The sequence below is a fragment of the Providencia rustigianii DSM 4541 genome, assembly GCF_000156395.1.
Taxonomy (GTDB): domain Bacteria; phylum Pseudomonadota; class Gammaproteobacteria; order Enterobacterales; family Enterobacteriaceae; genus Providencia; species Providencia rustigianii.
The window spans coordinates 196,209-222,850 of record NZ_GG703819.1; the positions used below are offsets into that span (position 1 = coordinate 196,209).

Consider the following 26,642-nt stretch of genomic DNA (forward strand, 5'->3'; position numbering starts at 1 on the left):
CCTATTGCTCAACCATTTCTGGGGTGATTTTTATTTTTCCTGTCACGGCGCTGTTGATCAGGGTGGTTTTGTATTCTTTGAGCTTTTCAATCTGAGAAATAAGTAGCTCAATGGCATTATCCAATTTTAGCCATTCACGTTGTACACTTTGAACAATTTCAGCTTGCTCTTCGATTGGAGGAACTGGAATAAAAAAATTATTGAAATTATCAGCAGGAAACCTCCAGCGCCCTAAAAGGGAAACACCTTGCCCATATCGATAAAAAATCTTCTGCTGGTAACCTAGTTGGAAAATCGATAATAAAAAATCATCACGCAACCCATTATAAGTATTAATGAATACCCGATAATCTGGACTAACTACACCTTCAAATTGAGAAATATCTACATATCCTGTTAGTAAATCCATATGATTCATAGCAAAGTCACCGACTCTAACAATCTGGTATTTCGAGTAGTCCATTGACAACTGTCCTTCGCCACTTTCTATGTCTTTGACTTTTATGCCCTTTTGAGTAATTGAAAGTACATCAGGACCTTCATAACCAATTATTCGCTTTAAAATTTTGGTTACATATTTAAGCCGCTTAACTTCCCAATGCGCTGGAATCTTACCAATCCAATCCACACCGGAGTCTTTCATTGGCACATTGGGATCAAGCCCTTGGGTCACCGCCTGTTGGATGATGATCTGCTTACGCTCTTTCAGCAGGCTAATTTGCTGCTCTTTGATCGAAATCGCTTCGTCGATTAGAGCGGTTTTCTTGTCGAGAAAATTTGCAATTAGGGACTGCTCTTCTTCTGAAGGCAGGACAAAAGGAATCACCTTCATCCGTGTTTTTGAAAGGTCCCACTGACCAATCCTTACACCATCTGATGCACTACCAAAAAACGATACGTATAACTTACTGCGTATCGCCCAATTGAAAAACTCAGGATTTATTGCCTTTGTAAAATCAAAAACAAAATACGCAGGACTTACAATTCCAGTGAACTTTGATACACCGTAGGAACCTTGCCACGCTTTCATTTTATTCATACCAAATTGACCTTTCTCAAGCTTTTTATAGCCGCTAAGATCATCTGGTATAAAATTGTGATTTGACTCTTGATCATCCACGTCTCTCTCAATAACACCTTGTTCGCGTGTTATCGAAAGCAGTGGCAATTCAGGGCAGTTTTTGACCGATACTGGGAATAGGCACGAGCCCAACTTACCCAAGTCCCAATGCAGTGGAATTTCGCCAATCCACTCATAACCCGAGTCAATATATTGATCATACTTCGGCGTTGAGGTAATGTTTTCCATTAGGCTTCTCCCTGAACTTCCGCCACTTTCACGCCTAATATTTGTGCGATCAAACCCTCAGACTTCTGCTCTAGATTAATAATATCAGTTGCTACTTCTTCAAGACTACGTAATGGCTTATGCATATAGAAATACTTATTGAAGCTGATTTCATAGCCAATTTTTACCGTATCTAGGTTTATCCATGCTTCATCGACATGAGGCTTCACTTCGCCCTTGAAGTACTGGTAAATGCTTTGCTTTAATGGAACAGATTCTGTGTCACGAAGGTCTGAGTTGGTCTCGTAAGTGATGTACTCGCCTTTTTTACCGCCTTCTGTTGCAGGAAGGGGGTAATAACCAAAATCGGGCAGGTCAGCGACTTCACACTCATAGCGCTCCAGCAGGTCGTTTAATTTATCACCCGTTAATTTAACTACCTTTTTAACCACTTTCTTGGCGGTTTCGTCATACCAGCTCACCGCGTTCAGGATGGCATTTTTCTCAGGTGCTGAAAGCTTAATGGCATGGTTTTTTAGTGATTTATCAACTTGGGTTTTAAAGCTATTGAAGTCATCAAATTCAATGCTACCAATGTCAGCCATCAGCGTTTGTGCAGTTTCAAGCAATGCTTTTAGCGCCAGCCAGTGTTTCACATCAAGCAGTTTGGCCTTAGCCTTAGCATTGAGACTGATATCGTTCTCTTCACACCAAGAAAGAATGTCTTTCTCAATGGATTTCAGGAAGCTCTTTTTCTGATCTGAACCATAGCCAGTTTTTTCATATACACGTTCGCCATGCTCTGCGTAAACGTACTCCATCACTTCACTAAGCTGCCTATCAAAACGCAGTGGGGCTATGGCATCTTGAGTAAACTTGGCTTTGCGGCGATCAGGACGCTCGATAGTGACTTTGTAGTAGCCAAAATCGTCATTGCTGAATACCTTACTGGCGATGCCAACAGGATCATTGTTTGCATCCAGTGCTCTTTCAACATCCTTACACGCGAGGTAAGTATCGGTAATTTCCGTGATGTGCTCAGGCGCAAATTCGCAGTTTTTGTTACCTAAGTTCTTGCGCAACTTACGGTAGAGCAAGCTGGCATCAATTAATTGCACCTTACCTTTACGTACCTCAGGTTTATTGTTGTTCAACACCCAAATGTAAGTGGTAATGCCAGTGTTATAGAACAGGTTATTAGGTAACTGAACGATGGCATCTAGCATGTCGTTTTCAATGATGAAGCGACGAATATTACTTTCGCCGCCGCCCGCATCACCGGTAAAGAGCGATGAGCCGTTATGAACAGAGGCAATCCGGCTGCCTAATGGACTTACGCTCGGATCTTTCATCTTGTTGACCATCTCCATTAAGAAGAGCAGCTGGCCATCACTCGAACGTGGCGTGGCATCCACCACTTCGAAATTTCCCCAATAGTCTTTCAGGCTAACCTTAAAACGCGGGTCAATCACATCACTGCCGTCTTTAATGTACTTCTGTTCAGACGCCCAACTCTTACCGTATGGCGGGTTAGACAACATAAAGTCAAAGCGTGAAGCCGCAAACTCGTCGGTAGACAAGGTTGAGCCTACTTTGATGTTCTCAGGGTTGTTGCCTTTGATCATCATGTCCGATTTACAAATCGCGTAGGTCTCGTCATTGATCTCTTTGCCGTAAAGGTAAACATCTCGGCTGTCGTTCGGGTATTTCTCTTCAATGAAGTTTTGAGATTCAGTGAGCATACCACCGCTACCACACGCAGGGTCGTACACTGTCATGGTCAGCGGCAACTGGTCTTTCACTGGGTCAAACACCAGGTGCGTCATCAGCTCAATCACTTCACGTGGCGTGAAGTGTTCGCCTGCTTCTTCGTTATTTTCTTCGTTGAACTTGCGGATCAACTCTTCGAACACGTACCCCATACCCAGGTTAGTAAGGGCTGGCATCTTGTTGCCATCTGGGTCTTCGGCCGTTTCATGAGTTAAGTTGATGTAAGGGGAAACAAACTTTTCGACGACATCAAGCAGGACTTGCTTTGAGGCCATGTGACGAATTTGCGACTTGAGGTTAAAGCATTCAATGATTTCTTTAACATTATCGCTAAAGCCAAGCAGGTACTCTTCAAAGTTGGCGAGTAATATCTGTTGGTTATTCGTTGCGGTGTTGAACAGGGATTTCAGGGTCCATTTAGATGTATTGTAAAAAACATAACCACTAGCCGCCTTCAGTGGTTCATCATCAAGCTCCGTGGCTTGCATCTCTTCTTTTTGGAACTTGACCTCTTCAAGCACGGCTTCTTTGGTGGGTTCAAGTAACGTATCTAAACGTCGTAATACCACCATAGGTAAAATCACATCGCGGTACTTACCGCGAACGTACACATCACGTAAACAGTCGTCGGCAATGTTCCAAATAAATGAGATGAGCTTGTTATGTACACTATGATCCATTTTCTTTTCCTGTTTAGTGTTGGTTGCACCCCACAAAGTTGCTGCAACGGCTTCACTATAAATTTAAAATTCTGTTCTTTCTGTAACGCCTAAATGGCCGCTACATCGTTCGATTAACTTGTTCTACCCGGCGCTAGATTTAAGTTTATGACACCATAAAGTGCCTGGCTGTTACGCAACCAAAGCTGATACTCAAAGCCCATTAATGAGTGTTCCGTAGAACAATCCACATGCCATTGGCGAAGCAAATAGCCAGCAGTAGCCGCTCTAATCTCAACTTTCATCACGCCACCCGTCATGCCATAGTCTAGCTCAATCGCTTCGCTGTGCTCAATACGAGGATGCGGCACTAACTCTAGCTCTACAAATCGGTTCCATTGCCGGTCTTGGGGTTCGAGCTCCATTTCAGACAGCGTGGAATCGTCAAGCACAATAGCTGCTTTAATTCGAGTCAGTACAAAGTCTCTGAACTCACTATGCTCGCGGTCAAAACCACGAACATGCCAACGCAGGCCATTGTCCACCAGCGTATGCGGCACAATTTCACGTATTGTTTCACCGCTCGATAACGACACATAGGTGATACGCAAGGCTTTGCCTTTATGGATGGCCTCGGTAACTTTCGCCACTATCGATAAACTCGGCTTGTTAAGGTGATAAGGCGCTTCACACGCAAAAGGCGGTTTTATCTTGCCAGTAAAGCCATCTCCGAATCCTTGGCTAATCGTCGCCAATGTTCGAACGACGTCGTAGTCGAACAAGGGCTCAAATGCTTCACCTCGCTTATGCACCTTGAGCTTTTGGTCATACTCAATGTTACCTGGTGCAAGCACTCTGTATAGCGTGAAGTCTTTCGTTGCTTGTGTAGCAGCTATGCTGAAGCGGTCGACTAAATCTGCCCGTACCGCTTCACCCTTAAACAATAAGGTGAAATCGATGTGAGCAATGCGATCTCGGATTGCTTGTGGCAACTGCGCTATCTTCGAAACCCTATATGACTTCGCCCCTAACGTTTGTTTCAGATTATCATTTGTCATACGTCTTGTTTATCCCATTCAACCAATGTCTTAATACTCTGCTTATTTGCATTGTGGTATTGCCAACCAGTGACGAGCCTCCAATTTCAGAGCCTCATGACTCCTTAATCTCAATGAGTCCTATTTAACCGCCTTAAGTACCCTTGATTCCAAGGCAACCTATAGCCTGTATACCGTCGCACTTTTTCTTGCATCGCTTAATATTTGACCATTGCGATTATCTTCGCATCACCGTTTTGGTGCTGGCTTAGTCCACTGGTAGGTTGGTGCTGTCATTCTCCGTCTGTGGCGTTCTTTAGCCTGTATTGTCTGCGCTACACCTGTTCTGATGGCTAACCTATCGCGTCCATTGAGTGATTGACCTTGCTGGTGGGCTAACTCCATCATGACGGCTTCTATTGTTTCACGCTGTAACATGGCTATACCTCAAAGGTGTTGTGATTATCGCTATACCTTGATTGTGCTGAATTGGAACAATCAAAGGTTATCAATCCACTAGCGTAAAATATACCGTTTTGCTGGCAACCAAAGTGGCAACCTTGCAATCATTACAGCAACGCCGCGTTTTTTGAGTGGTTAGCTGTACTGGCTAATATTTAGCTGCTTTAGCTAAAATCACTAATTTGTGGTTTTGATTCCAAGGGTAGCATTTCAACTGTCACCCTTTCCGACTATGGCGATAATCACCATAGTTCAGCACTCAAATTTGAGCTTTGCTATGTATTCAGCTAGTTACAAGGCGCAATAATACGCTTTGCTTGTTTTACAGTAAGTTACCCTGGCTTTGTTATATTAAGTTATACAATTACTCGTTAAATCCACCAGCAATTTTATATTTTCTAATCTGTATAACATCGTTATACACTGATATAATAAGCATTCATTGAGTTAATAACGGACTATTATCATGAATAAATCTAATCTTATTGCCTTTCGCCTACCTGCTGAACTGCAAGCCTTGTTTAATGATGCTGTAGCGAACTCTGGTACTGATAAAACAGCGTGGATAGTCTCGGCTATCAAAAAGAAGTTAAACCGCCCAGACAGTAATCCAGACGCTCGTATGCTGTCGCTGGTGGAACACCTAGAATCGTCTGTAGCGTCTTTAATTGCTGGAAAGGCAGATATCCCACCGTATACCTATAATGAGCCTGCTGTCGTTTCTGTGGTTAATTTGGTACTATCAGAGGGCATAGATAACGGGCGCATTATTGCTGAACGAATTAACGAGGCTGGCTATCAAACGAAAGGCGGCAAAGCGTGGGATAAGGATATTTATTCAGCGTGGAAGCGGCACAAAGATATCCTAGCTAAATTACGAGCATAAGATCTAGTATATTGTGTTGAATAATTATTTCATTACACATAAACGGGATGGTAAAACTCCTAAATGAGGGTCACGTGAAAAAAATAGCACTTTGTATATCTCTATTACTTCCGCTTATTGCTTGGTCTAATACTTGTGAGATTCAAGAAGTTGCGTTGTGCAAGGCTGCCGAACAGGGGAATGAGGATGCTCTGATAATGTTAGGAACATTATATTATGAGGGGAAAGGAGTAAAGCAAGACTTTAAAAAAACTGCTCAATTAATCTCCCAAGCAGCTTTAAAAGGCAACGCAAGAGCACAGACTATATTAGGCGCAATGTATTATGAAGGTAAAGGCGTAGGACAGGATTACTCGGAAGCAGCTAAGTGGTATAAATTAGCGGCAGAACAAGGTTACTCTATGGCTCAAGGGCAATTAGCCACCCTGTACTATATGGGTAAAGGGGTTCCTCTTGATTACCAAATAGCATCAAAATGGTTTATGGAGGCCGCGGAGCAAGGAGATTCATATAGCCAAGCCTTACTGGGCGCCATGTACTATGAAGGTAAAGGTGTAGATAAAGACTCTAAAATCGCAGCAAAATGGTTAAAAAAAGCATCAGAACAAAATAACCCTAAAGCGCATTTTATTTTAGGCTTCTTATTCTTAACAGGAGATGGAGTTAGAAAAAATGAAGCCTTAGCAAGTAAATATTTTAGAAAAGCTTGCGATTCAGGTCTTCAAGATGGCTGCTATGCCTATAGTAAATTATCTAAAAAAAATTAATAGAATGAGTGAGGTAGTATTATTATCTATTGATATTTAATCAAAAATATCCTTGATTGAGCGTGTCTCTACTTTCACATTGGCACTTAAATCAACCAGAACCTTATCCAGCCCTGTCAATCTGGCTTTCCCCATCGTTGCCGCTACTGCTGCCGATGCTTGAGGTGTGTCAGCATTCAGGGCTTTCAATCTGGCAGCCTCCAATTCTTCCAATAGCTTCATAACGGTAATATCGTGCCTCGCTCTAATATCCTGCCGTAGCACGTCCAACCTTGCCGTAATCTTGCAGTTGTCCAATAGCTCTTTGGCTTTCCTGTTGATTGATTCAGGTTTCATTTTTGCCGTGTCGTATGCCGTTCTATAGGCTTCGCTTGCGTTGCCCGTTTCAATATAGGCAAGGCAGAAATTTTCTTGTTTAGTTGTTAGCATCTATCCCCCTCATTTAGAACCTATCCCAAAAGGAATTGTCAGATAATACATAATGATAATTTATGAGGGCAAAGCATGGTGGGCAACAAGTGGCAAATCAGTGATGAACTCTGGGAGAAAATGGCTCCTCTCATCCCGGAGCATAGAACTCAACACCCGCTGGGTACGCACCGCAAGCGGGTTGATAATCGCGCTGCAATGAACGCCATATTCTTTCTGCTCAGGACTGGCGGTTAGTGGAACGCCCTGAATGCCACGGGATATGTTCTTCGAGTTCTACACATCGGCGCTTCCAGGAATGGCGTGATACCGGTGTCTTTGAGCGCTTTTGGCAGAACGGTTTGCTTGCATGTAAACAGCTGGACGGTAGGCTCTAAGTATATGCTACAGCTGCTACATGTAGCAGCTGTAGCATATAGCCTGTTATCAATTTTTATTTCACAAGCATCAATGAAAAAATTTATTCATCATCAATCTTATTTACTATATTCAAATCCCCCCCACAATTTGGTGATATATTCAATCTGTTGAGTAACCTTAGTTAAGCGTACCCCCCCCCATCGCTGACTATCTTCATTGAGCAAGCAGGAGTATTGATTATTCCATTTGATAAAGAATTAGGTAGCTAAAGAGATCCCTGATAGAAAGAACATGTAGATAATCTAGTGTAAGCGACTCATGATATATTTAATAAGGGCAACTCAGTATTACAAAAAATCTCAGATATATATTATCTCCTTGAATAACTATAATTTTCTTTTATTTCAAGGAGTAATATGCATCACAACGCTCACTTTAAAACCCTCCTATCGACTCTACCGACTTCATTCCAAACCTCTTTTTTCAACCAAATCAATCACCTAATCAACTATTCCCCCACCATTGGTCTAATGGGTAAAACAGGGGCTGGAAAATCCAGTCTGATAAATGCGCTGTTCCAATGCCAACTATCGCCTGTGAGTGATGTCTCCGGCTGCACACGCCAAGCGCAACGCTTCAGTATGACGGTGAACAACCATACACTCACCTTTATTGATTTACCCGGCGTGGGGGAAAGCCTTGAGCGAGATAAAGAGTACCACCAGCTATATCGTAACTTATTACCAGAACTGGATTTAATCATCTGGGTACTCAAGGCGGATGACAGAGCATGGTCTTCGGATGAACAGTGCTATCGCTTTCTCACTGAGCAATGCGGTTATCAACCTAAGAGATTTCTATTTGTGCTGAACCAAGCCGACAAGATAGAGCCCTGTCGCCAGTGGGATGAACAGTACCACCAGCCATCCGCTGAACAAACAGCTCACTTACTATTGAAGCAGAAAGCCGTGATAACAGCATTTAAGCCGCATCACCCTGTGATGACGGTTTCTGCGGTCGAAAACTATCAACTCACTGAATTAGCAGAGCAACTCATACAGGCGTTACCGGCGCAAGCCAGTAGCGGAGTAGCTAGGCAACTGAACACCTCTTACCGGACGCAATCGGTGGAGAACACCGCACGTAACGATTTTGGTCAATGTGTCAGTGATATTGTGGATACCTTAATCAATATCATTCCCTTGCCGCCATTGATAAGAAGTACGGTTAGCACCGTTAAAAACAGTATCGTCTCCGTCGCTAAATCCCTGTGGAGAATGTTCTTTTAACCTCTTACATTACCCCATTAATTATCACTCTCAGCGTCAGTCCTTAACAGGATTGGCGCTTTTTTATTTCTTTTTATTGGAGTATCAACTGATGAATAATTCAACTGAATGTGCAATTACAATGACACTCGTTCCCGATGAGCAACGCCTGGATTTTTGGAGCAACCACTTCGGGAGCGTGAAAGGCTGGACCACCTTTGAAGTGGTCATATTTACCACTATGGGACAGTTTTGTGAGGACTACCACGGCGGGTATTGGGAATATTGTACCTTATCCAATGGTGGCGCCTTTATTTATCCCGATTTACCTCAAGAGACACTGACGCTGTTCAACCCACATAACGGTAACGAAGCCAACGTCAGTTGTGAAGCCGCAGGCATTGCCGTGTGTTTGATGATGTACAGTTTATGGTCATTTCAAACAGAAAGTGACATCCTCGTCGATCGCTTTTATCAATTGCATGATTATGCGGCGCAACACCCAGAACGTTCCGTCATATTCCATCTAATCGATTAACCACGTCCTTATTTACGCCTTCGTATTATCTGATTCATTATAAAAGCATCATCAGACTAACCCATTAATTAACTTACATTTATTTTTATATCTATATTATTTTAATGAATCAATCATCAGAATGAGTCACTAAAAATGATACTCAATATACCTATCATTTCTAGAAAGCTCTGCACCGCAAGGTGTAGGGCTTTTTTGCTTATTACTGTCTATCAATATCGACTGAATTGGAGTTCTATTATGTTTACCTTACAAGAGCAAGAATCAACTGTTATCAAAACCAACCTCGTCAATTCCCGTGGTCGTAGTACCTTCTGGCGTTTCTATTTCAGCACAGTACCTGATTGGCAGCGTTTAGAAGGCGATATCTTTAATCTGATGGATAAGATGTGTGAGGTCTATCATGGAGCCTTCTGGGAGTTCAGTATGCTGTCTAATGGCGGCGCATTTATCTGGCCTGATATGCTCGAACCCTCCCTGCAAATGTTTAACCCGCATAACGGAAATGAAGCAGAGTTAAGCCCTGAAGCAGCCGGTATCGCAGTCTGTCTAATGGTGTATAGCATCTGGTCGTTTAAAACCGAGAGTTCTGTGCTGGTAGAGTATTTTTACCAACTTCGTGACTATGCGATGCAACATCCCGAGCAAGCACAAATCTTTCACCTAATTGACTAAGTTATTGATAACGCTTTAATACAGCGTCCACCAGCTTATCACCTCACTTATTTCCTTTATCTTATTTTAATTTATCAGTGTTATCACTGAGGAGAGCCCCTATGTCTCGTTTAGCTTCTCGCTTTGGTGCGGCAAATAGCATTCGTCGTGACCGCCCGTTAACCATTGAAGAATTGTTCCGCACAGTACCTAGCGTATTTTCAGAAGAAAAACACGAATCCAGAAGTGAACGTTATACTTACATCCCAACTATTACCTTATTGGATAGTCTTCAAAAAGAAGGCTTCTATCCGTTCTTTGCTTGCCAGACTCGTGTACGTGATGCTAGTCGCCGAGAGCACACCAAGCATATGTTACGTCTACGTCGTGAAGGTCAAATCACCAGTCAGCAAGTGCCTGAGATTATCTTGCTCAATAGTCATGATGGCTCATCGAGTTATCAGATGTTACCGGGGATGTTCCGATTCGTTTGTCAGAATGGCTTAATTTGCGGACAAACCTTTGGTGAGGTGCGTGTACCGCATAAAGGTGATGTGGTGGAAAAAGTGATTGAAGGGGCTTATGAAGTGTTAGGGCTATTTGAACGCATGGATGAGCAACGTGATGCCATGCAGTCCCTATTATTACCGCCACCAGCCCAACACATCTTTGCTCAATCTGCTCTCACATATCGTTATGGTGAAGCGCATCAACCTGTGACCGAAGCGCAAGTATTACAGCCACGCCGTGTAGAAGATAAGAAGGACGATCTTTGGACGGTGTACCAACGTTTGCAAGAAAATTTAATTAAAGGGGGATTATCAGGCAGAAATGCGAAAGGTAAACGCGCTCGCACGCGTTCAGTGAATGGGATTGATGGGGATGTGAAGCTTAACCGAGCCTTGTGGGTGATGGCTGAAAATATGCTTCAACTAGCTTCGTAATGATGGAGATATTAACGATGGAGAGTATCAATACTTATACGAATACCTTAACACTGCTTCCTAATGAACAACGTACTATCAAACGTGCGTTGACCATACTGGATAAGTATCTGCGTGAACCGGGTATTGCTTTTACATCAACGCAAAATGTGAGGGATTGGTTACGGCTAAAAATGTCAGCATTAGAGCGTGAAGCGTTTATTGTGCTCTACTTGAATCAACAAAATCAGTTGATAAGCAGTGAAACCCTGTTTGCTGGCTCGATTAGCAGCACACAGGTTTATCCTCGTGAAGTCGTCAAACGAGCACTTCATTTTAATGCTGCTGCCGTTATCTTTGCACACAACCATCCGTCAGGCGATATCACGCCAAGCCAAGCGGATAAATCTATCACGCAACAATTAATAAAAGCATTGCAGCTAATTGAAGTACGAGTACTTGACCATCTGATCATCGGTGGTCAGCAAATCTTCTCTTTCGCTGAGCATGGCTTAGTATGAGGTGAACCATGAATATCATCCGTAAATCCGCAGCAATGAAGATCCATCAGCAACATTTAGGCTCTCGCCTTGCTCGTTATTGTGGGGGAAAGTATGAATGGGTTGGTAATAGCGAGCATTATATTGGTAAGGAGGTGCCAGATTGTCGTGGCGTGTTAGCTGTTTATGTTGAACGTCGCCAAGACAGAGATGGCCCTTATGCGTGTGTCATGTGTGTGACATTGAATTGAATAAGTACTGATCACTTTGAGTTTATCCTATATTGGATGGATAAATTAAGCCTACTTCCACTTTGATTACTATTTTTATAAAAAATGGGTCACGTATCCAAAGGGTTGATGGCATTTCAAACGTAATACTCTCGCTCAATGAAAGTCCCAATGATCTTGTCATGCATGCCAGATGATTTTGAATACCCTAACGTCTTGCGATTAAGTCGTTTCAATCGGTTACGCAACGTCAGATTTTCACGCTCAATTCGCTGGAGAAAAAAGACTGGATTCAATGGCACATATCAAACCGTTGGATCTTAACGGAGTTCGGTTTTCATATCTATAACATGAAGAAACGGCGTTGCTTATAAAGCGTTAGCGCTAACATAAAGACTTATCCCGTATTTTGGTGCTTGATAATATCGAGCATACCAACCTATTCAAGAAAGGAGAGCATTCTTTAAACATCATTTTATTCCCTTCCATTTTGACTCACTCTCTCATCAACGCTTTTTCTTATTTAAGCACCAAAACAACAGTTGATCGATTACGCCGATCGATAACCGTTTATTGATAGTTACGATCGATATTACCGATCGTATTTTAATTATTGATAGGTAAAACAGATCTATTAAGTTAAACTGTCTCACGCTAAATTAGCTTTATATCAGTGATATTAAGGTGATTGAGTCAAATCTTTCATGCCTTCCACTGACATAACGCGATTCAACCATACTTAATGTGATATTGATTAAAAGGAAATCAATCATGAAAAAAGCGTTTATTGTTCCCGCCCTAATGGGGTGCATTTCATTACCAGCATTCGCTAACACGGATGACAGTAAAACGGGGCTTTATGTCACGGGTAAAATGGGCGCATCCATTGTGCAAATGTCTGGCCAGCAGTTTGTCTACAGCGGCTATGCTGATGCCGGTGATAATGGTACAAAAAATGGAGATAGCCATCGTACTGGCGTATTTGGCGGTGGACTTGCGTTAGGTTATGACTTTTCCAATCAGTTTGATATCCCTGTTCGCGCTGAATTGGAATTTATGGCGCGTGATAAAGCAAATTCAACCTACAACATCCGCGACCGTGTGCGTAATGGCGTACATCAAACTCGTGATATTAAAAACCAAATCAAACTCAATACGTTAATGGTCAATGGGTACTACGACATTAAAAATAGCTCAAATTTCACGCCGTATATCTCTGTCGGGCTAGGCTATGCGGCCGTGGATTTTAAAACCACCCGCGCTGATTCTTATACCCCAGGACTCTCTCTGCATGATACTCACACCCATACCGCCAATAACTTTGCCTGGAGTGTCGGTGCGGGGGTGAACTATGCCATCAATGACGATTGGGATATGGGGCTAAGTTATCGCTATTTAGATGCTGGAAAAGCCGACATCACGACAGCGGTAGGCGATGGGGAAAACACCTCAAAAATCAAAGTGAAGGCCAACGATATCATGCTTGGTTTAACTTACCGATTCTAATCTCTGGCATTCAGCCTTAAAGATTACCCTCAACTTACCTAGCCAACATGCCTTTTTGATGTTGGCTATTTTACATCCTAAAAAGGTGGTTACATGAACTCATCTTGTTTTATTAAATACCTGCTGATTGCTTTTGTCATTAGCGCAATTGTCGTTGTTTATAATTGGATTTCGCCTACCGGTCATATCTACGGTATTTGGGCGGGGATTAAGTTTTTCGTTGTCATGGGATTAGGCACCGGAGTGGGCATGTTTATCGGTAATGCTATACGACTCGCGATTATGCCAGATTACATCACAACACGCGAAGGTGCGATAGGGCTGATACAAGCCAAGCTCTTTTGGGCTATCGGCCCTCAAATCATTGGCTGGTTTGTCGGGCTGATCCCTGTGTACTCTTTCTTTTATGGCTGAATATCCAATGAAAAATCGCAACCTATTTCGTTTATATCTGCTTATTGTAAGCTTATTCCTGATAACCAGTTGTTCAGAGTCGCCCAAAGAGGTTTTTATGCATCAATGTGTTAACAACAGTAATGCCTTTAATAAACAGGAATGTGAATGCGCATTCACTCTTCTGACTAAAAAATTCCCTGAAGACAAACTCGCCCAATTTATGACATCAAAAATCAATACGGCACAATCATTAACGGAAGAACAACGCCAATATCTCGGTTATTCCGCCAAAGCGCTTCAATATTGTTCTCGATATCGTAGAGGTTAAATGATGATGAAAAAAATACTATTAGCCTGTGTTCTCATGAGCGGCTCACTAAGTGCGTTCGCTATCCCCAATTATTGGTCGGCAACCTTCGCACAAGGCTATATGGAGTACGGCATCAGTAATGATAAACATCTCAGTGTTATTCTTGCCTGTAATATTGCTGCTGATGAGGAATATGATAATGGCGTTTATCTTTATCAAGATAGACATCCTATCGATACAAACAATATCGCCTTTGTTATTGACGATGAAGTCTATTACATTCCGGAGGAAACCAAAACGCGTAGTGAAGGTAATGCCTGGACTCTCTTTACGCAAGCGATCACAAAAGCGAACTCATTTACAGTGTACGCCAATGATAAACCGATTGGTCAGTTTAACCCCAATCCAAAAAACAGGGCAAAAATTTTTGCCGACTTTGATTGTAATGCCGTATTTTATCGCGATATTGCCCGCTGATCCCCCTTCTATTTTGTTTATCGGCCCATCAAAATTGGGCCATTTTTCATTGATATCAATCATCTCATTCATTATTATTTCAAGAGTTCAAATAAACAGGTCTCCATATGGCACCCTACCCTTTTCGAGATCATATTCTCAAAAAAGAGACTATTTTGGTGCTCGGCAAATACCATTTTAAAAGCTGAGGGCACAATTGAGGGTATAAATTAAACAGAACTAAATTAATCACTTTAACTATATGATGTTATGATGAAAAGTCGATTCCCAGTCCGCTACCTTTATTTCTACAGTGGCATCCTCAAGTCAAGTAAACTCCTTTATATTCCTTGTATTATCACTCATATAACTTCACCGAACTCAGCATCTGACAGATACAGACTGCCAAACCTAAAGACAAAGAGTATAAGCTCTCTGATGAGCGAAGACTTTACCTTCTCGTTAAACATAATGGCACTCGTTAGTGACGAATGAAATATCACTTCGCAGGTAGAAAGTGTTCAGAATTCTGTGTCACTTTATTTTAATAATTTACGATCTATGCCAGTAATCATTGAAAATGCTTGATTTTGTCGAAAATAAGATCATGCTGGCGATATGAAGATTGAGCTAACCGTTGAACAGAAATGTGCCCTTGAAGCACAGCATCGTCAGAATCGTGATCGTAGGATATGCGACAGAATACGGTGCGTACTCCTTTCTGCTGAAGATTGGTCTCCCCGTATGATCGCTCAATCCCAGCGTATTGATGAAACCACGGTTCGAGGTCATCTCAATGACTGGCTTCATGATGAGAAGCTGCAATCCGAAAATGGCGGCTCACAGAGTCATCTCAGTGAAGCACAGACCTCGGAGCTTGTCGCCTACCTGACAGTGAATCTTCTACCCACGACACAGGCTATCATCGCTCTGGTTGAAGCATGGTGGTCTATTCGTTACATCGTGCCTGGGATGAATAAATGGCTGCACCGTAACGGCTTCAGCTACAAAAAACCGAGCGGTGTACCCCATAAGTTCAGTGCTGAAGCCCAACAGGCGTTCATGGAAACCTACGAAAGACTGAAGCAGGAAGCCGGAGATGATGAACCCATCCTGTTTATCGACGGAGTTCACCCGACGCAGGGCACGAAACTGGCTTATGGCTGGATACCTAAAGGTAAAAGCACAGAGATAGAAACACCGGGTAGCCGGACGCGTCTTAACATCATGAGAGCTCTGAATCTGACTGATATCGGCAAGACGATCATCCGTGAATACGACACCCTAAATGCGGAAAATATCGCCCGGTTCTTTATCGCAATACGGGAAACCTATCCGGTCGGGCAGAAAGTCCATATTATCCTTGACGGAGCAGGTTATCACAGGTCGGAGTTGGTGAAAGACTGGGCTTATGTGATGAATATCGAGCTCCACTATCTGCCGCCTTACAGCCCGAATCTTAATCCGATAGAACGGTTGTGGAAGGTGATGAATGAAGCGGTGAGAAATAACAGGTACTTCAGGACTGCGGCAAAATTCAGAGCAGAGATACGGCGATTTTTTAGGGAAATATTACCGGATATTGCCGGGACGTTGTCGCGTCGAATTAACGATAACTTTCAAGTACTGAAACCTGCATCTTCAAGTTAAATCGGTATAAACCCTTTACTTCTATTCCAACCTAAGCGGAATAGAAGGAGGATTCATCGTGGCACTGAATCAATTCGGTCGTCGTTTTCCGTTATTTCAGCAACGCCAGAATCTCGTGCGCGGCGGCAGCGGATGAGGCAGGGTTCTGACCGGTGACAAGCTTGCCGTCCCGCAGAACAAAGCTGGCCCAATCAGCGCCTTTCTCATAATTGCCACCATTAACTTTAAGCATATCCTCGACCAGGAAGGGCACAACGTTGGTCAGGCCAACAGCCTCTTCTTCGGTGTTGGTGAAGCCTGTCACACGTCGCCCTGAGACCAAGGGCTTGCCGTTTGTGCCTTGAGTGTGGCGGAATACGGCGGGGGCGTGGCAGACAGCCCCAACAGGCAAGCCAGCAGCCGCAAAGGCTTCGATCAGGCGTTTGCTGTCTGCATCCTCGGCTAGGTCCCACAAAGGGCCATGACCACCGGGATAGAAGATTGCATCGAACCTGTCTTCTGTCATCTCGGATAGTTTCACCGTTGTCGCAAGATGCTTTTGCGTCTCAGTATCGCCCTTGAAACGACGGGTGTCGTCAGTTTGCGCTTCCAGACTATCGCTGGACGGATCAATGGGTGGTTGCCCCCCCTTAGGCGTGGCCAGAGTAATATCCGCTCCGGCATCCTTAAAGACATAATAGGGCGCAGCAAACTCCTCCAGCCAAAAGCCAGTCTTCCTGCCGCTATCGCCCATCTCATCGTGCGATGTCAGTACCATTAAAATTTTCATGTACTTTCCTTAAATTGACTGCATGGTTAACGCTTTATTATCCCACTTTTCATCATCTACCGCCTCGGCCAAAACTGCGGCGACATCGCCTCTCGCAGCGATTCCACCAACATCAACTGAATCGCCAAAACGCATGTTCCTGGTCCCGCTTTCATCGGTCAGTCTAACCGGACGAACGATGGCATAGCTCAGACCAGAAGCTATCAAGTGTTCGTCAGCGTAATGTTTGGCCTGAAGGTAATGTGCGAGCTTATGTTCAGGGTCGGGTTTGTCCGCGCCCACACTACTCAACATAACGAAACGCAATACCTTTGATTTCACTGCTATATCAACGAGACGCTGCGCCCCATCGCGATCTACCTTGTCGGTCATATCGCCCCCCGTGTGGCTACCGGAACCTGCTGCAAAGATGACAACGTCACAACACTCACAGACATCCTCTTGCAAGTCGGTCAAATCGCCATAGCGTAGCTCAACATCAGAAGACAGTGTGGACGTATCGGAACTTTCACGAACCAACGCAATAGGATAATGGCCACGAGATTTAAGCTCACCAATCAAGCGACGCCCGGTTTTTCCGGTAGCTCCAGCGACAAGAATTTTCATTATCTACTCCATTCATTATGATTTGAGGCTTCATGGTTTACTGACGTTAACCTTCCAGGCCGAAAATTTCCAGCCTGGTTTCGCGCCAACGACAACAGTGAATTAGCGACGAAAACTAATACGTCGACTCCATAAGCTAGCACATACGTTTTAGTGTTAATTTCGGCCAACCCGGATCACCCGCTTGCCAAAGTTTTCACCATTGAGCAAACCAATGAACGCTTCCGGCGCATTTTGCAGGCCATCGATAATCTCTTCACGATATTTGATCTTCCCGCTTTCCACCCAAGCCCCCATCTGTTCGGCGAAATCCGGGTATAGGTGACCGAAACTGTCAAAGATGATGAATCCCTGCACCTTGACCTTGTTCCGCAGAATCTGTCCCATCAACCAGTTCATTCGGTCTGGTCCGCCAGGCAGTTCAGTAGCATTATATTGCGAGACCAGTCCACACACGGGCACACGCGCATGCGGATTCAAAAGTGGGATCACCGCATCAAGAACCTTACCGCCCACATTTTCAAAATAGACATCGATACCGTCGGGGTTAGCCTTAACAAGTTGATCTGCGAAGTCTTCTGCTTTGTGATCAATGCATGCGTCGAAGTCCAGTTCGTCGACCGCGTAAGCGCACTTGTCTGGACCACCGGCGACACCCACAACACGGCAGCCCAGCAGTTTGCCAATTTGACCTACGGTTGCACCGACCGGCCCCGTCGCCGCGGCCACCACAATCGTCTCGCCGGGTTTGGGCTCGCCGATTTGGGTCAGGCCAGCCCAGGCGGTAAACCCAGGCATGCCTAAGATTCCAAGTGCCCAGGATGGGTGCTCTGGCGAATTACCAAGATTGGTAACCCCTTCGCCATCGGAAAGAGCGTAATCCTGCCAACCATTGAAGCTAAGCACCCAGTCGCCCTCCGCGAAGCCATCAAGCTTCGAAGTAACCACTTTGGCAACCGTGCCGCCAACCATCACATTACCCACCTCAACCGGTGCAGCATAAGAAGGCGCATCACTCATTCTGCCGCGCATATACGGGTCGAGTGACAAGTACTCGGTCCGCAAAAGCATCTGATTCTCACCGACAACAGGAATCGCCTCCTCTTCTAACCGTAGAGTGTCCACGGTCGGCTCGCCTTTTGGACGTTCCGCCAATACGACCTTGCGGTTTACAGTGTCTGTTTGTTTCATGCTCGACTCCTCCTACAAAGCAGCTTCAAGAATGCGGCGAGCATCATCGGGGCCAATAGCTTTATGTTCCCCAAGTGAAGTCATCCCGTGTTCCTTTAAAGCGCTAACGATGTGATTGATTCCGTCCGCATCAACGTCGTAGTCGCCTAACCGAGTCTTGATGCCCATCTGTTCGAAGAAACCACGCGTCGCTTCGATCACAGCGTCAATTCGTTCATCGTTAGAGCCTTCGCGAATATTCCAGACATTGCTGGCATACTGAAGAAGCTTCTCGCGCTTAACCTCACGTTGATCATTCAACAATGCAGGCAGAACAACCGCTAAGGTACGGGCGTGATCGGTATCATTCAGTGCAGTAATCTCGTGCCCGATCATATGAGTGGCCCAATCTTGAGGTACACCTGCGCCGATAAGCCCGTTCAAAGCCATTGTCGCGGTCCACATCAAATTGGATCGAATGTCGTAATCTTCGGGAGTCTCAAGCGCCTTGGGGCCAAGCTCGATCAATGTGCGCAGAAGGGTTTCAGCAAAACCGTCCTGAACTGGCGCGGCAACTGGATAGGTCAGATACTGCTCGGTCGTATGAACGAAGGCGTCCACTACACCGTTGGCAATCTGACGCGGTGGCAAGGTATAGGTCACCTCTGGATCTAACACCGAGAACACCGGGTAGCAATGAACGCTGCTAAACGGCAGTTTTGCCTCTTTTTCTGGGTTGGTAATCACCCCGCCAGAGTTCATCTCGGATCCCGTAGCTGGTAGCGTCAACACAGAGCCAAACGGCACCGCTTGGGTAATGACTGATCCACGTGAGGTAAGAATGTCCCAGGCGTCACCGTCATACTTTACCGCCGCCGCAATAAACTTGGTGGCGTCGATGACCGACCCGCCGCCAACGGCAAGCAAGAAAGTAACGGCATTTTCGCGAATCATCTCAACTGCTTTTAGCGTTGTAGCATAGCGTGGGTTAGGTTCAATACCTCCAAACTCCAGGATTGCCCGGCCAGCAAGAGCTTCGCGTACTTGGTCCAGCACACCCGTACGTTCGGCACTGCCACCGCCATATAGAATCAAAACTTTCGCATCAGCGGGAACCTGATCTTTCAGCTCCGCAATGCTGCCTTTGCCAAACAAAATTCTGGTAGGGTTGTGAAAGTTGAAATTTTTCATATCAGTTTCCTTCAGTTTCAATATGTAAGCGGACATCAATATTCCCGCGGATGGCATTGGAGTAAGGACAAAGTTGATGTGTCGCCTCAACCAGTCGCTGTGCGTCCTCGCGGGCCATTCCTAGCAAGTGAGCAGTGATGTCGAGGTCAAGCCCGTATCCACCACCGGATCGTTGGCCGATACCCACTTCAATCGAAGTTTTTGCCCCCTTGGCATTCAGCTTGAGTTGCTTTGCGGTGATCTCCATCGCGCTGTCAAAACAAGCGGCATAACCAAGTGCAAACAATTGTTCAGGGTTTACACCATCTTCATCGCTATCGGGTCGAACCATTTGGACCGAAAAGCTACCGTCGTTCAGGGTTGAAGTTCCTGAGCGTCCGCCCGTTGCCGTTGCCGCAGTTTTGTAGAAAATCTTCATGATCTATCACTCCTTATTAGACCGGTCGACTATTTGATGATAAAAAAATACCTCGGGGGCATCTTTTGGCGCGTCACCATCTAAAATGGCGCGTCAATATCAACCACCGAAATGAGCTTGTGGTTGACAAATTCCCTGATTCCGAGCCCGATCAGTTCTCGGCCGTAGCCAGACCGCCCGATACCACCGAAAGGTAAGTCAGCCTTGGCCATGGTCGGGTGATTTACAAAGACCATCCCAGTAGAAATCTGTTTCGCAACATCAGCACCACGCTTTGGGTCGGCAGTAAATACAGACCCGCCAAGCCCGAACGGTGAATCATTGGCAATGCGTATTGCATCTACCTCATCCTTCGCACGAAACAGCATCGAGACTGGGCCGAAGAATTCCCAATATCGAGCCGGATTATCTTCTGAAAGATTAGTCAGAATAGTCGGTTGTACAAAAGCACCCGAACTGGGAACCTTTGGCCCAACTTCCGTTGCCGTAGCTCCGTAAAAAACTGCTTGGCGTATCTTGTCTTTAATCTCGTTTGCAGCAGCCTCGGAAGACAGGGGCGCTAACGTCGTGGTAGGATCCGCCGGATCACCTGCCCGAAGCTTCGCAACGCCGGCGGTGTAACCTTCAAAAAATTGGTCATATACGTCATCAACGACGATCATGCGCTTAGAAGAGACACAGACTTGACCGCCATTCCAGTGCCGTCCAAAGACCGCCCAATTAATGGTCTTCTCCATTTCCGCATCGGCCAACACCACAAACGCGTCTGCGCCTCCAAGTTCGAGCGTGGATTTCTTCAGTGCTTTGCCTGCCTGCGAGGCAACAATCGAGCCCGCACCTTCCGATCCGGTAAGCGCAACGCCATGGACACGTGGATCGTTAATGATGGTTTCGATTTGCGAACGTGTCGCATAAAGGTTTTTGAACGCCCCTTGGGGCAAACCCGCCTCCAACATTAATTTTTCGAATGCTGCAGCTGCCTGCGGAACATTCGAGGCATGCTTGAGCAACATGGTATTGCCAGCAGACAATTGTGGCGCTGCAATACGAGCCACTTGGTAAAACGGAAAGTTCCACGGCTCAATTGCCAACAAGACCCCCAAAGGCTCTGCGGACAGAACAGCATCACCTTCATCGGGATTGGCTACTGGCAGCTTTTCAGGCGCCAGTAAGGCTTCTGCATTGTTGGCATAATAGTCAAAGATATCCGCTGACAAGGCGATTTCGGCTTTAGCTTCGGAGACAAGCTTGCCCATTTCAACTGTCAACAACTTGGCAAAAAAATCGACGTCACGACGTAATATGGTTGCAGCGGAGTGCATTACACAGGCACGTTCTGCAAACTCAGTTTCCTTCCACAATAAAAATGCCGCATGAGCATTTTCAATAGCTTGATTAACTTCAGTATCGGTCGCGTCCGGGTACGCTTCCAAGAGTTCGCCGGTGTAAGGGTTTCGTGTTTCATAAGCCATAATTAAATCCTTTCGCGTGGGGCGCGTTTGGGTTGTAAATCTCGAGTTTATTCATAACCCGCAAACTACTAGACCGGTCATCTAGATGACCGGGAAAATAAAAACAATGAAATCTAATTGCTTATCATGCTAATTTTCAGCTTAACCTCGAATAGACCAGTCGTCTATAAGTTTTTTGAAATAACTATAATCTTTAAGGGTAACAACCCCTCAAAAGGTCGTTAGTCCGCCTCATGAATTCTCTCGGATCGGTATTTCAACATGCCACACCTTTCCACCATAAACTGGACAGGCCCGTGCCGACGTTATCAACATGCCCCGCATATCCAGAACGATGATAAATTTAGTCCGACACCTTCTCATGTATTCTGGGCGCCGAGGCAGCCTGCGAATCGTAGGTGGGGTAGTCGACATATCCCTTGTCAGTTCCACCGTACATTGTTGTGGGATCAACCTCGTTCCAAGGCAGCCCTTGCCGTATTCGATACGGCAAATCCGGGTTGGCAATAAATGGCTTACCGAAAGCGAACAGGTCGCCGTATCCTGCATCGAGCATACGAAGTGCCTTCTCCGGAGTATATCGGCCCGCATAGATCAAAGCGCCACTAAAGGCACCTCTGAGTGCACTGTAGAAACGTTCCGGCAGCTCTGAGGCATCATCCCAATCAGCCTCAGCGATTGAAATGTAGGCAACACCCATTTGCTCTAAAATTCTTGCGGCCTCCAAGTAGCTTTCATGAGGATCCGATTCAACCAGCCCGAGATAGACACGCTCCCCTTCCGTGCTCTCAAACAAGGGAGCAAATCTCACTCCCAGGCGCTCAGCTCCAACCTCCTCTGAAATTGCGGCCACAATTTCTTCTAGAAAACGCAGTCGATTTCGCAAACTGCCTCCGTATTGATCAGTCCGGTGGTTGGTGTGCTCTGAGATGAATTGGTTCACCAGATAGCCATTCGCGCTGTGTATTTCTACGCCATCAAATCCAGCCTCAATGGCATTACGAGCGGCGCGAACATATAGCTTCACAAGCTCCTGAACTTCCCCAGTTGAAAGTGTTCGAGGCTCATCGGGATCAGCCAACGCCCCCTCTCCAGGCGCAGTTTCTACGAACACTTTCACTCCTTTAGCACGAATGGCGGAGGGCGCTACCGGCGGCTGCCCGTCTGGCTGAAGAGAGCGGTGAGAAACTCGCCCTACATGCCACAACTGACAAAAGATCTTACCACCTTCCCTATGAACTGAATCGGTTACTTTTCTCCAACCTTCAATCTGTTCTGCCGTGAAAATTCCTGGCGTCCACGCGTACCCCTGACCTCTAGGCTCTATCTGAGCACCTTCAGTGATCATAAAGCCAGCTGAAGCACGTTGCGCATAGTAGTCAGCCATCAGATCATTCGGAATATTTCCTGGCTGAGTGCTTCTTGAGCGCGTGAGTGGTGGCAGGACAATACGGTTTTTCAGTTCAAGCGAACCCAGACGAAAGGGCTCAAAAAGAAGGTTTACATTCATAACGCTATTTCCTTTAAATAAAGTTTTCATACCGGAGCAAACAGTGCTCCATTACATTAAAAGAGCCTCAGACCGGACTCATTCAGGCTGATAATAATATTTTTCTTCTCGGTGTAACTATCCTGCACCATTTTGTGAGCCTCCCGACCAATACTAGATTTTGTTGCTGGCATCTACAATAATCGTCGGAGAGATAAAGCAACTACGGGCCAGACTCGCAACAACCAGTCGCTCCCGCAATAATTATCCTTGCGCCTTTCAGAGTAGCCAGATCGATATAGCCGAGGATCCTTTCCATCTGTTGCTGGCTGAACTGCCTTCCCATTTGAGTGTTAAGGTCCAAGGATCTCCAACTTTTATCTCCTCAAAACGCTCCTTAAGCGCACCAATAAATTCGTCAAAGGTAGCCCGATGGACAAACAGTCAAGCGCCGGACTCACACACTTTTCCCTAATTGAGGAAAATCGATATGATAATCCCTTCCAAAGCCTTCTCGATATTCGCATCGGGAACACAATGTTGGCTGATTTCCCCACCCTGCTCTAAAGTCACCGGTATCAGCTTTTCAGCTGAGGCCTTAGCTACAACGGTAGCCAACAGTTATAGCCCCGGTAAAGGCCAACTTATCCCCCCAGATGGTCAAGCAGTGCTTGCCCATCCGGGCCGTAGCCAGTTACGATAATGACGGTTCCTTCAGGTAAAACTTCGTTAAGGATTTCCCCCAAAGTAAGCAGGGTAATTGAGGTCATCTCCGATGGCTTGATAACAATCATGTTGCCAACCTCTAGAGCCAGAGCCAACTTCCACGCAGTCATCAAAAAAGGGAAACTCCAAGGAATAACCTGTCTAACTACGCCGACAGGCTCGCTCAAAATTAAACTCAGAGTCTGGTTATCAAGTTGTGTGATCTCGTCGCTATGAGAACGAACAACACCTGCGAAATAACGAAAATGCTCAACAACCAGCGGAGTATCGATTTGACAGAATTCCCGCAACGGCTTGTCATTGTCCAGAGTTTCCAAGTACGTAAACTCTTGTGCGCGAGTCTCAAGTAAATCAGCTATCAAGAGCAACGCGCGCTGATGCTCCAGCAGGGAAAGCCTCACGTGCGGCCTTTGTTGCCAAATCCACATTTTCACTATTTGCTAACTGCAGATTTGAGAAAACTGCTCCTGTTACTGGGTTAACCGTTTAGACCGTCCTACCAGACCGGCTTTTCACTCATTGACCGCCAATCAGCATGCTATAATTCGGCTTGATAAATTCCTGAACGTTTTTCTTTTGATAAACTATGACTCATTCTCTGCTCCTACCTTTATCGAAATATCATTGTGGGCACGATCCATCGCTCCCCGCATTCACTCTCAAGCGTTCACCTAATGACAAGAGCGATCTTACTGTGGCATACTTACAAGTAGAAACAGTAATTATTGGTTATAAATACAAATGTGAATGGTATTACTCGAATCGACTTAAAACAGTTAAGGGTTTTTAAAGCACTCTTAAAAGAGCGAAATGTGACACGTGCCGCCGCCCAGATGGGCCTCACCCAGCAAGCGGTAAGTGCTCAACTGAGCAAGCTTAGGGATACATTTCAAGATCACTTATTCCTGCGCTCCGCACAAGGTCTCATTCCCACGCCGCTGGCTGAGCAGCTTGAGCCAAGAGTAAATACTGTGTTCGAAAGCATTGCAGCACTATCACCACCCGACCGGTTTGACCCTGCCGAAGTGTATACGACCTTTGTAATATCTGCGACGGATTATGCTGTGGCAGTTATATTGCCAAGATTGATGGCGAAGGTAAGAACCCAAGCTCCGGGGTTAAAACTGATCATCAGGGACTTTGAAAGCGATCGACTATATCCGCTCCTGACATCGGGGGACCTCGATCTTGCATTAACTTTTCCTGCGTTCGTCCCCGATGGTTGTCAAACGAAATGGCTGTTCTCCGAACACCATATCTGCGTAACAAGGAGTGATTCTCCGATGCAAAACCAGCAATTCACCATTAGTGACATCGCAGATTTACCCCAAATTATTGTCTCCCCAACAAGAGCAAACCTGATCGGTTCTGCGGATGACTGGTTTGCAAGCAAGGGCTATAGTCGAAACATTGTTATGTCGGTACCGAGTTTCGCCGCTGCGCCGGCCTGTATCGCCTCAACTGACTGCATAGCTTTCCTGCCTTCACGCATTCTTCCGAATCCACTTGTTCGTCCGATCCAGCTTGATGATTCACCGCCCAGCTTCGATGTCATTGCCGCATGGCACCTTCGCTCAAACCAGGATCCGCTGCACAAGTGGATACTTTCACTTCTCCAGCAGGAATTCCCGGCGCAACAGAGTGCTAACCAATAGGGGCGCCAGACGGTTACCACTCAACAACAATTTTGCCAAAGTGACTACCGCTTTCCTGAAGTTTGAACGCGTCTGATAAACGTTCCAAAGGGTAGCTGCAGTCGATCACGGGGCGAAGATTATTCTGTTCCAATGCTGCAACGTATTCCTGCTGCTGGCGGCGACTGCCAACCACCAATCCTTGTAAGCGCGCCTGCTTCGCCATCAACAACGAAGTGGGCACCTCGCCACCGCGTCCTGTCAATACGCCAATCAATGCTACATTTCCGCCGACGCGAACAGCCTGCAATGACTGTCCAAGCGTTCCAGGCCCACCAACCTCAACAACATGATCAACACCTCGCCCTTTGGTTAATGCGAGCACCTCGCCTCCCCAATTCGGACTTGTCCGATAGTTAATAACATCGGTTGCACCAAGGGCCCGAGCCCGTTCAAGCTTCTTGTCAGAAGAAGAGGTTACAATAACTCTTGCGCCCATGACTCTAGCAATCTGTAAGGCTGCAATAGATACCCCCCCGGTGCCGAGCAACAACACACTATCACCGGCCTTGATTCCACCCTCAACCACTAATGCTCGCCACGCCGTCAGGCCAGCCGTGGTGATCGTTGCTCCTTCGGAATGCCTCCAGCACACAGGAGCATGGGTAAAATAGTGTGCTGGCCGCACCACATACTCAGTTGCGTAACCATCTATTCCATCACCTGGCGTTCTCCAAAAATTGCCTACGTCATCAAATGCCTGACCGTCCTGCCATTGAGGGAAAAAACCAGACACAACACTTTCGCCAACAGCGAACTCGGTCACACCTTCGCCAACAGCCTCGACCACTCCCGCACCGTCAGACATTAGAACTCGCCCATCAGCAGTTGGGATACTGCCATTAGCAACCAATAAGTCGTGGAAATTGAGGGAATTTGCATGTATTGCCACACGTATCTGTCCCAGTCCAGGTTGACCAGGATCGGGCAGATCTCTCAGTTCTAATCGATTCAACCCACCTGGAGCCCGCAGAACAACTGCTTTCATAAGGATTCCCTACTTTTACAAATAGACTGG

The 26,642-nt window shown here is 45.7% G+C and carries 28 protein-coding genes and 3 pseudogenes; 15 read left to right on the forward strand and 16 right to left on the reverse strand.

The genetic code is table 11. The annotated features are described in order from the left end of the window. Position 1: 1 nt before the first annotated feature. The 5 genes and pseudogenes from PROVRUST_RS10795 to PROVRUST_RS10810 all read right to left on the reverse strand — a co-directional run bounded on the left by PROVRUST_RS10795 (position 2) and on the right by PROVRUST_RS10810 (position 5,192). On the reverse strand, positions 2 to 1,309 hold the full coding sequence (locus PROVRUST_RS10795; protein WP_006814831.1) for a restriction endonuclease subunit S: 1,308 nt from the start codon (positions 1,307 to 1,309) through the stop codon (positions 2 to 4). Beyond that, positions 1,309 to 3,738, reverse strand: coding sequence for a type I restriction-modification system subunit M (locus tag PROVRUST_RS10800; protein ID WP_039855086.1), 2,430 nt, complete (start codon positions 3,736 to 3,738; stop codon positions 1,309 to 1,311). The genes PROVRUST_RS10795 and PROVRUST_RS10800 overlap by 1 nt, the downstream gene beginning before the upstream one ends. Before the next feature lie 113 nt (positions 3,739 to 3,851). Beyond that, entirely contained in the window at positions 3,852 to 4,499 is a 648-nt protein-coding gene (locus tag PROVRUST_RS10805) for a WYL domain-containing protein (RefSeq protein ID WP_455566567.1), read from the reverse strand. Between the two features lie 6 nt (positions 4,500 to 4,505). After that, positions 4,506 to 4,775, reverse strand: a pseudogene (locus PROVRUST_RS20785) (BrxR family helix-turn-helix transcriptional regulator); the annotation flags it as partial. A 228-nt stretch (positions 4,776 to 5,003) separates the two neighbouring features. Beyond that, positions 5,004 to 5,192, reverse strand: a complete 189-nt coding sequence (locus PROVRUST_RS10810; protein ID WP_006814834.1) for a hypothetical protein — start codon at positions 5,190 to 5,192, stop codon at positions 5,004 to 5,006. Positions 5,193 to 5,682: 490 nt separating this feature from the next. Here PROVRUST_RS10810 and PROVRUST_RS10815 point away from each other — a divergent pair, with 490 nt between their 5' ends. Continuing rightward, positions 5,683 to 6,102 carry a hypothetical protein gene (locus PROVRUST_RS10815; RefSeq protein ID WP_006814836.1) on the forward strand — a complete coding sequence of 140 codons (420 nt, stop codon included), beginning with the start codon at positions 5,683 to 5,685 and terminating at the stop codon, positions 6,100 to 6,102. A gap of 74 nt (positions 6,103 to 6,176) precedes the next feature. Beyond that, on the forward strand, positions 6,177 to 6,869 hold the full coding sequence (locus PROVRUST_RS10820) for a tetratricopeptide repeat protein (RefSeq protein ID WP_169305266.1): 693 nt from the start codon (positions 6,177 to 6,179) through the stop codon (positions 6,867 to 6,869). A 36-nt stretch (positions 6,870 to 6,905) separates the two neighbouring features. On the opposite strand, the gene PROVRUST_RS10825 is transcribed toward PROVRUST_RS10820, so the two are convergent. Continuing rightward, positions 6,906 to 7,298 carry a terminase small subunit gene (locus PROVRUST_RS10825; RefSeq protein ID WP_006814838.1) on the reverse strand — a complete coding sequence of 131 codons (393 nt, stop codon included), beginning with the start codon at positions 7,296 to 7,298 and terminating at the stop codon, positions 6,906 to 6,908. Between the two features lie 75 nt (positions 7,299 to 7,373). Here PROVRUST_RS10825 and PROVRUST_RS19755 point away from each other — a divergent pair. From PROVRUST_RS19755 to PROVRUST_RS10860, 7 genes and pseudogenes are all read left to right on the forward strand, one after another. Next, a pseudogene (locus PROVRUST_RS19755) lies at positions 7,374 to 7,663 on the forward strand (transposase); the annotation flags it as partial. Positions 7,664 to 8,074: 411 nt separating this feature from the next. Then, complete coding sequence (locus PROVRUST_RS10835) at positions 8,075 to 8,947, forward strand: GTPase family protein (protein ID WP_039855091.1); 873 nt, start codon at positions 8,075 to 8,077, stop codon at positions 8,945 to 8,947. A 91-nt stretch (positions 8,948 to 9,038) separates the two neighbouring features. After that, positions 9,039 to 9,464 (forward strand): antirestriction protein, encoded by a 426-nt coding sequence (locus PROVRUST_RS10840; protein WP_006814843.1) that lies wholly within the window; start codon positions 9,039 to 9,041, stop codon positions 9,462 to 9,464. 240 nt (positions 9,465 to 9,704) lie between these two features. Beyond that, complete coding sequence (locus tag PROVRUST_RS10845; RefSeq protein ID WP_006814844.1) at positions 9,705 to 10,139, forward strand: antirestriction protein; 435 nt, start codon at positions 9,705 to 9,707, stop codon at positions 10,137 to 10,139. A gap of 101 nt (positions 10,140 to 10,240) precedes the next feature. Further along, the gene (locus PROVRUST_RS10850; RefSeq protein ID WP_006814845.1) at positions 10,241 to 11,062 is read left to right on the forward strand and encodes a DUF932 domain-containing protein; all 822 of its coding nucleotides are present in this window, start codon (positions 10,241 to 10,243) and stop codon (positions 11,060 to 11,062) included. 17 nt (positions 11,063 to 11,079) lie between these two features. Continuing rightward, the gene (locus tag PROVRUST_RS10855; protein ID WP_014656726.1) at positions 11,080 to 11,562 is read left to right on the forward strand and encodes a JAB domain-containing protein; all 483 of its coding nucleotides are present in this window, start codon (positions 11,080 to 11,082) and stop codon (positions 11,560 to 11,562) included. An 8-nt stretch (positions 11,563 to 11,570) separates the two neighbouring features. Continuing rightward, on the forward strand, positions 11,571 to 11,792 hold the full coding sequence (locus PROVRUST_RS10860; protein ID WP_006814846.1) for a DUF987 family protein: 222 nt from the start codon (positions 11,571 to 11,573) through the stop codon (positions 11,790 to 11,792). Between the two features lie 116 nt (positions 11,793 to 11,908). Here the strand turns inward: PROVRUST_RS10860 and PROVRUST_RS19290 are convergent. Continuing rightward, positions 11,909 to 12,052, reverse strand: a pseudogene (locus tag PROVRUST_RS19290) (IS1 family transposase); the annotation flags it as partial. Between the two features lie 490 nt (positions 12,053 to 12,542). On the opposite strand from PROVRUST_RS19290, the gene PROVRUST_RS10865 reads away from it, so the two are divergent. The 5 genes from PROVRUST_RS10865 (at position 12,543) to PROVRUST_RS10885 (ending at position 16,089) form a co-directional block, all read left to right on the forward strand. After that, positions 12,543 to 13,277, forward strand: coding sequence for an outer membrane protein (locus tag PROVRUST_RS10865; protein ID WP_006814848.1), 735 nt, complete (start codon positions 12,543 to 12,545; stop codon positions 13,275 to 13,277). Positions 13,278 to 13,370: 93 nt separating this feature from the next. Continuing rightward, entirely contained in the window at positions 13,371 to 13,691 is a 321-nt protein-coding gene (locus PROVRUST_RS10870) for a hypothetical protein (protein WP_006814849.1), read from the forward strand. A 97-nt stretch (positions 13,692 to 13,788) separates the two neighbouring features. Beyond that, entirely contained in the window at positions 13,789 to 14,001 is a 213-nt protein-coding gene (locus PROVRUST_RS10875) for a hypothetical protein (RefSeq protein WP_248696637.1), read from the forward strand. Positions 14,002 to 14,004: 3 nt separating this feature from the next. Beyond that, entirely contained in the window at positions 14,005 to 14,460 is a 456-nt protein-coding gene (locus PROVRUST_RS10880) for a hypothetical protein (protein ID WP_248696638.1), read from the forward strand. Positions 14,461 to 15,057: 597 nt separating this feature from the next. Next, entirely contained in the window at positions 15,058 to 16,089 is a 1,032-nt protein-coding gene (locus PROVRUST_RS10885) for an IS630 family transposase (RefSeq protein ID WP_006814853.1), read from the forward strand. A gap of 91 nt (positions 16,090 to 16,180) precedes the next feature. Here the strand turns inward: PROVRUST_RS10885 and PROVRUST_RS10890 are convergent, their stop codons facing one another. From PROVRUST_RS10890 to PROVRUST_RS20175, 8 genes are all read right to left on the reverse strand, one after another. After that, positions 16,181 to 16,858: a type 1 glutamine amidotransferase domain-containing protein gene (locus tag PROVRUST_RS10890; protein ID WP_006814854.1), complete on the reverse strand. Its 678-nt coding sequence runs from the start codon at positions 16,856 to 16,858 to the stop codon at positions 16,181 to 16,183. A gap of 9 nt (positions 16,859 to 16,867) precedes the next feature. Then, on the reverse strand, positions 16,868 to 17,464 hold the full coding sequence (locus tag PROVRUST_RS10895) for an SDR family oxidoreductase (RefSeq protein ID WP_006814855.1): 597 nt from the start codon (positions 17,462 to 17,464) through the stop codon (positions 16,868 to 16,870). Positions 17,465 to 17,620: 156 nt separating this feature from the next. After that, positions 17,621 to 18,655 (reverse strand): NADP-dependent oxidoreductase, encoded by a 1,035-nt coding sequence (locus PROVRUST_RS10900; RefSeq protein WP_006814856.1) that lies wholly within the window; start codon positions 18,653 to 18,655, stop codon positions 17,621 to 17,623. Between the two features lie 12 nt (positions 18,656 to 18,667). After that, on the reverse strand, positions 18,668 to 19,825 hold the full coding sequence (locus PROVRUST_RS10905; protein ID WP_039855097.1) for an iron-containing alcohol dehydrogenase: 1,158 nt from the start codon (positions 19,823 to 19,825) through the stop codon (positions 18,668 to 18,670). 1 nt (position 19,826) lies between these two features. Next, positions 19,827 to 20,243, reverse strand: coding sequence for an organic hydroperoxide resistance protein (locus PROVRUST_RS10910; protein WP_006814858.1), 417 nt, complete (start codon positions 20,241 to 20,243; stop codon positions 19,827 to 19,829). Between the two features lie 80 nt (positions 20,244 to 20,323). Next, on the reverse strand, positions 20,324 to 21,715 hold the full coding sequence (locus PROVRUST_RS10915) for an NAD-dependent succinate-semialdehyde dehydrogenase (protein WP_006814859.1): 1,392 nt from the start codon (positions 21,713 to 21,715) through the stop codon (positions 20,324 to 20,326). Positions 21,716 to 22,058: 343 nt separating this feature from the next. After that, positions 22,059 to 23,225 (reverse strand): alkene reductase, encoded by a 1,167-nt coding sequence (locus tag PROVRUST_RS10920; RefSeq protein WP_050767629.1) that lies wholly within the window; start codon positions 23,223 to 23,225, stop codon positions 22,059 to 22,061. 623 nt (positions 23,226 to 23,848) lie between these two features. After that, positions 23,849 to 24,358 carry an aldehyde dehydrogenase family protein gene (locus PROVRUST_RS20175; protein ID WP_006814863.1) on the reverse strand — a complete coding sequence of 170 codons (510 nt, stop codon included), beginning with the start codon at positions 24,356 to 24,358 and terminating at the stop codon, positions 23,849 to 23,851. Between the two features lie 315 nt (positions 24,359 to 24,673). Here PROVRUST_RS20175 and PROVRUST_RS10930 point away from each other — a divergent pair, with 315 nt between their 5' ends. Beyond that, entirely contained in the window at positions 24,674 to 25,585 is a 912-nt protein-coding gene (locus PROVRUST_RS10930; protein ID WP_006814864.1) for a LysR family transcriptional regulator, read from the forward strand. Positions 25,586 to 25,598: 13 nt separating this feature from the next. Here PROVRUST_RS10930 and PROVRUST_RS10935 read toward each other — a convergent pair whose 3' ends face one another. Then, complete coding sequence (locus PROVRUST_RS10935; RefSeq protein WP_006814865.1) at positions 25,599 to 26,612, reverse strand: zinc-dependent alcohol dehydrogenase family protein; 1,014 nt, start codon at positions 26,610 to 26,612, stop codon at positions 25,599 to 25,601. Positions 26,613 to 26,642 lie beyond the last annotated feature (30 nt).